Annotated in this window: 7 protein-coding genes; all 7 read left to right on the top strand. The window is 74.9% G+C overall.

The genetic code is table 11. From position 1 onward, the window contains the following. The first annotated feature begins 116 nt into the window (after positions 1-116). Positions 117-1,226 carry a hypothetical protein gene (locus ABD308_RS18615; RefSeq protein WP_344335876.1) on the top strand — a complete coding sequence of 370 codons (1,110 nt, stop codon included), beginning with the start codon at positions 117-119 and terminating at the stop codon, positions 1,224-1,226. 24 nt (positions 1,227-1,250) lie between these two features. After that, positions 1,251-1,658, top strand: a complete 408-nt coding sequence (locus tag ABD308_RS18610) for a hypothetical protein (protein ID WP_344335873.1) — start codon at positions 1,251-1,253, stop codon at positions 1,656-1,658. A 5-nt stretch (positions 1,659-1,663) separates the two neighbouring features. After that, positions 1,664-2,569 (top strand): hypothetical protein, encoded by a 906-nt coding sequence (locus ABD308_RS18605; RefSeq protein ID WP_344335870.1) that lies wholly within the window; start codon positions 1,664-1,666, stop codon positions 2,567-2,569. 228 nt (positions 2,570-2,797) lie between these two features. Continuing rightward, on the top strand, positions 2,798-3,244 hold the full coding sequence (locus ABD308_RS18600; protein ID WP_344335868.1) for a protein kilB: 447 nt from the start codon (positions 2,798-2,800) through the stop codon (positions 3,242-3,244). 26 nt (positions 3,245-3,270) lie between these two features. After that, complete coding sequence (locus ABD308_RS18595; protein ID WP_344335866.1) at positions 3,271-3,609, top strand: hypothetical protein; 339 nt, start codon at positions 3,271-3,273, stop codon at positions 3,607-3,609. A gap of 185 nt (positions 3,610-3,794) precedes the next feature. Next, on the top strand, positions 3,795-4,082 hold the full coding sequence (locus ABD308_RS18590; protein ID WP_344335864.1) for a hypothetical protein: 288 nt from the start codon (positions 3,795-3,797) through the stop codon (positions 4,080-4,082). Further along, a partial coding sequence (locus ABD308_RS18585; protein WP_344335861.1) for a hypothetical protein occupies positions 4,079-4,466 on the top strand: 388 nt, incomplete at its 3' end. The genes ABD308_RS18590 and ABD308_RS18585, both read left to right, overlap by 4 nt.

The following is a 4,466-nucleotide window of genomic DNA, read 5'->3' as shown; positions in this document are numbered from 1 at the left end:
ATCCTCTCTGACCTGGGAGTTTCCATGGGCTATCTGCTGAGCCTGTTCCTCGTCCTCCTCGACGCCGCGATCGCCGGCATCGCCGTCCGCGAGCTGATCCGCCGGGGGCCGAACCGATGACAACCCCGCACAACGACAACTCCGCGTGGGACAACGACCTGGCCGACGTCCTGCAGAGGCTCGTCGCCTCCGCCCCGTCGGCCCCGCCCGTTCCGCCGATGCCCTCCACCCCGCCGATGCCGCCAGTGCCGCCGACGGTCCCGCCCCAGTCCCCGCCCGGCCCGGTCGACGCCGAGCCGGTGGTCGCCGAGTGGTGGCGCAAGTCCGGCCCGACCCCGCCGCCCGTGCACACCCCGGTCCCGCTCGGCGGCGACCAGCCCACCGGACGGCCCTCCTTCGAGGCCGCCGCGCAGGCGTTCTGGGCCCCCGTCGGCCAGATCCTGTCCGAGCAGGTCCCGACGATCGCCTCGCAGGTCGGGCAGCAGGTCGGCCAGCTCCTGACCGAGACCGAGGCCCAGCGCGCGGCCCGCGAGCAGATCCAGTACGAGGCCCTGATCGCCTCCCAACGCGCCCTGCGTGACGCCCAGTTCGCCGCCGCCGGCGAGACGGCCCAGCAGCGCGCCGAACGCCACCGCGTCGAGGCCGTCCTCGACCCGGGCCACCGCCGCGACGACCTGGTCGGGATGGTCGACCTGCTCACCGAACGGATCGGCGAGACCCCCGAGGAACGCGCCGCCCGGCGGGAGGCCGAGCACGAGCTGGACCGGCAGCGGGCCCGCGCCCGGGAGGACGCCGCCCTGGCCGCCGCCGGGGAAACGCCCGAGCAGCGCACCCGGCGCCACCGCGAGCAGCGGCTCGCCGACCAGCGCGAGGCCCGCACCCGGGCCCGCCGCCAGCGCCGCCGCGCCGCCCGCACCACCGGCCCGTCCGACCGAACCCGACACTTCCGCCGTTGGTGCGTCCTCACCGCGATCAGCGCCACCGGCGGCTACACGACCGGCCTCGTCTCGCTGATCGCCCCGGGCGGGCCCTTCGTCGGCCTGCTCGTCGCCGCCTTCGGCTGGGCCCTGGACCTTCAGGTCCGCGACCGGGGCCGCCAGCGCGTCTCCGAGGTCACTGGCCCCTTCCCGTTGATCACCCTCGTCGCCCTGCGTGTCCCGGTCGCCTCCGGCCTCGCCGTCGCGCTCGGCCTCGACCCCGTCTTCACCGCCCTGCCCCTCTACTGACCTTCGCCGAAGGAGCACACCACCATGAGTAGCCTCATCGCGATGGGCGCCGGCGGCGCCGCCACCGTCACCACCATGTACCTGTACGTCGGCATCCGGGGCAAGAACAAGATCAAGGTCGAGGACGAGCACGTCCCCTACTGGTCCTTCGGCATCGGCCTCCTGAGCGCCAACGCCGGCACGGCCTTCCAGCAGCTCAGCGGTGTCGGCGAGCAGCTCGGCGCCTCCTTCCAGGGCAACGCCGCGCTGGGGGACTGGCAGACCGGCGCGACCGCCGCCCTCCTCACGATCGCGGTGTTCGGGCTCAAGCCCAGGCCGTGGAAGGACGCCCTGTGCGGGGCGATCGCCCCGTCCCTCTACGCCTCCGCCGGCGGCTTCTGGGCCATCCCCGCGTCCGTCCTCAGCGGCCTGATCAACTCGTTCATCGGCTGACCGCGATGGAGAAGATCTTCCCCACCGAGAAGCTGAGCGCGACCCTGATGTACCCCTTCACCGGCCTGGCCGCCGGGACGCCTGTCCTCGTCCGCAAGCTGATGGCCCCCTGGCGCGAGCGGCGCGCCGAGACCGCCGGGCTCAAGGCCAAGCAGGACCAGATCGCCGCCCTGGCCGCTGAGGCCGCCGAGGCCACGTTCGCCAGGAAGCTCGCGGGCGAGCCCGACGCGGCCAAGCGCGCCGCGATGCTCCAGGCCTGGGAGGCCGCGCAGGTCACGGCACGCCAGATCGAGCTGGAGCGCGCCAAGGCCGACCGCAAGGCCAAGCGCGGCAAGCTCGGCGACGCCGCCGGCGCGGCGGCCCTGATGCTGATCGTCGGCGGCCCGCTCATCTGGTCCCTCGTCGGTCCCTGGGTCCGGCCCGGGATCGGCCTGGTCATAGGAGGGTGGTGGATCGCCGCGCTCATCCACGCCCCCACCCCCGTGAAGGCCTCCAAGCCCGACACGGAGGAGGACGTGGACGAGGACTTCGACGACCTGGCCCCCGGCGCCGCCACCGAGGCCGACCAGGAGCAGCCCGAGCCGTCCTCCTCCGCCCTCTCCTCCGACCAGCTGGTGGCCACGATCGAGCGCATGGTCGCGATCCGCGCCCAGGCCGACGGCGGCGCCGGGAAGGTTCACCTCTCCGAGGTCCTCGAAAGCCTCCAGCGCCACGGCCTCTACCCGGGCCTCGACGGCCGCGATTTCGGGGCCCTCGCGCGGGCCGCCGGCCTGCCCGTCGAGAGGGGCCTTCGCGTGAAGGGCCGCGGGGTCTCCGTCGGCCTCACCGCAGCGGCCATGAAGGCCCACCTCGGCCACACCCCCCGGCTGCCGCCCGAGGCGGTCGCCGACAACACCCCCGCCGCCGCCTGACCAACCGGCTCCCAGCGGCCCGCCCTGAGCCCCCGTCCACACCCACCGGACGGGGGCTCTCCCGGACGCCCACAGCCCCTTCCCGAACCCCTCTCCCCCGCTCCGCCCCCAACCCTCTCCCGCCCGGCAACACCCGCCCCCTGACCTGCGACAACAACACAGCAACACCCCCAGCAACACCCCGGCAACACACCCTCGGCAACACCACCCCGGAGGGAGAACCCCGCCATGTGGCAGAGCATCGTCGCGATCGTCGGCACCCTCGCCGGAGCCATCACCACCGGCCTGGTCCAGCAGCGCGGCGCCCGCGCCGCGCGGGAGGCCGACCGGGCCGACGCCGCCCGCGCCCAGCGCGCCCAGGCCGTCACCGCGCTCCTGGCCGCCCTCGCCGACCACCGCCTCGCGATGGTCCTGCGCGAGGAGGCCCGCCTCGACCAGGGCACCGGCTCCCCCGCCTACACCGCCGCCCGGGACCGCAGCCACCGGACCCGATCCGCCGTCACCGCCCCGCACACCAACCTCGCGATCCTCGCCCCCGACCTCGCCCCCGCCGCACAGACCGCCGTCAACGCCACCTACGCCATCCGCGGCGCCCGCGACGCCGACGTCCTGGAGACCCGCCGGGCTGCCGCCGCCCAGGCCACCGACGACCTGATCACCGCAGCCCAGTCCTGACCCGCCGCCGCCTGAAAGAGAACTGAATGACCACCGAGCACGACGACCCGTACGGCACCTGGGGCGACGAGGGCGACATCGACGGGCCGACCCACGCCGAGGAGAAGGCGTTCGAGATCGCACTCGATGTCGCCGACGAGCAGCGCCGTGCCGAGGAGGAGCGGGCCGCTGACCCGCAGCCTGGCCACACCGAGATGTGCGAGGGCTGCCACGGCACCGGCGACGGTTACGAGGACGAGGTCTGGGACGACGACACCGGCGACGTCGTCACCGCCGAGTACGACCGCTGCCCCGAGTGCGGCGGCTGCGGCTACTACGACTGCGACGGCACCTGCGAGTTCGCCCAGGACCCCGACGCGTTCTGACCCGGCCTGCCCGACCGACTGTGCCGCCCACGCCCCGCCCCAGCCGGCGACATGGGGCGCGGGCGGTTCGGGGGACGGACAGACCCGCTCCCACCCGCACAGCACGAAACCCCACACCAACCACCGTTTCCTGGCAGAGACCGGTTGGTGCGGGGCCGTGCATCCCAACACAGACGGGACCAAGCATGCCCGGAAACATCCCCGCCCCGCAGCCCGTCTGCGAGGCCACCCTGCTCGGCGACGCCGGCCCCTGCGAAGGCCCGCGCGACGCCGTGACCATCCTCGACCGCCACGGCACCTCCACCAAGGCCTGCGTGCCCCACGGCATCCGCCTGCACGCCAGCCTCACCGACGCGCACGTCCTGCCCGGCAGCGTCCCCGGCGCGGACACCGAGGTCCGCGAACGCTCCCGCACCACCTCCGCGTTCGCCTGGCTCGACCACCACCAGCCGCCCGACTGGGACAAGCGGTGACCAAGCGGACTTCGCCGCTCGGCGACACCGGCGGTCTGTGGCAGGCCGTGGTCGCCGAAGCCGCCGGCCGCTGCCAGTGCCGCGGCACCTGCGGAAAGGCCCACGGCAAGGACGGTGGGCGCTGCCCCGCCGGCCATGGCGGCTACGTCCGCCACGGCACCGGTCCCGTGCTGTTGCTCGCCGCACCCGCCGAGCCGGACGGCCTGCTGCTGCCCGCGCACCGCGCCGCCGCCCTGCCGAAGCGGGAGCTGGCCGCGTGGTGCCCGGCCTGCCACGACGCCACCCGCCACCACGCCCGCGCCGCCCGGCAGTCCTCCGCCCCGGCCGCCGGGCCGGCTCCCCCTCGCGGCGTAGCGGCCGTCCACCGGCGGAGCGACGTGCCGG

The organism is Kitasatospora putterlickiae, assembly GCF_039527695.1.
Classification (GTDB): Bacteria; Actinomycetota; Actinomycetes; order Streptomycetales; family Streptomycetaceae; genus Kitasatospora; species Kitasatospora putterlickiae.
The sequence above is the reverse complement of the archived record's forward strand: the minus strand, read 5'-3'. Positions and strand labels throughout refer to the sequence as shown.

Excerpts from the sequence above, each read along its gene's own strand:
- ABD308_RS18595 (WP_344335866.1), top strand. The coding sequence starts at position 3,271 with ATGACCACCGAGCACGACGACCCGTACGGCACCTGGGGCGACGAGGGC.
- ABD308_RS18590 (WP_344335864.1), top strand. The coding sequence starts at position 3,795 with ATGCCCGGAAACATCCCCGCCCCGCAGCCCGTCTGCGAGGCCACCCTG.
- ABD308_RS18610 (WP_344335873.1), top strand. The coding sequence starts at position 1,251 with ATGAGTAGCCTCATCGCGATGGGCGCCGGCGGCGCCGCCACCGTCACC.
- ABD308_RS18605 (WP_344335870.1), top strand. The coding sequence starts at position 1,664 with ATGGAGAAGATCTTCCCCACCGAGAAGCTGAGCGCGACCCTGATGTAC.
- ABD308_RS18600 (WP_344335868.1), top strand. The coding sequence starts at position 2,798 with ATGTGGCAGAGCATCGTCGCGATCGTCGGCACCCTCGCCGGAGCCATC.
- ABD308_RS18615 (WP_344335876.1), top strand. The coding sequence starts at position 117 with ATGACAACCCCGCACAACGACAACTCCGCGTGGGACAACGACCTGGCC.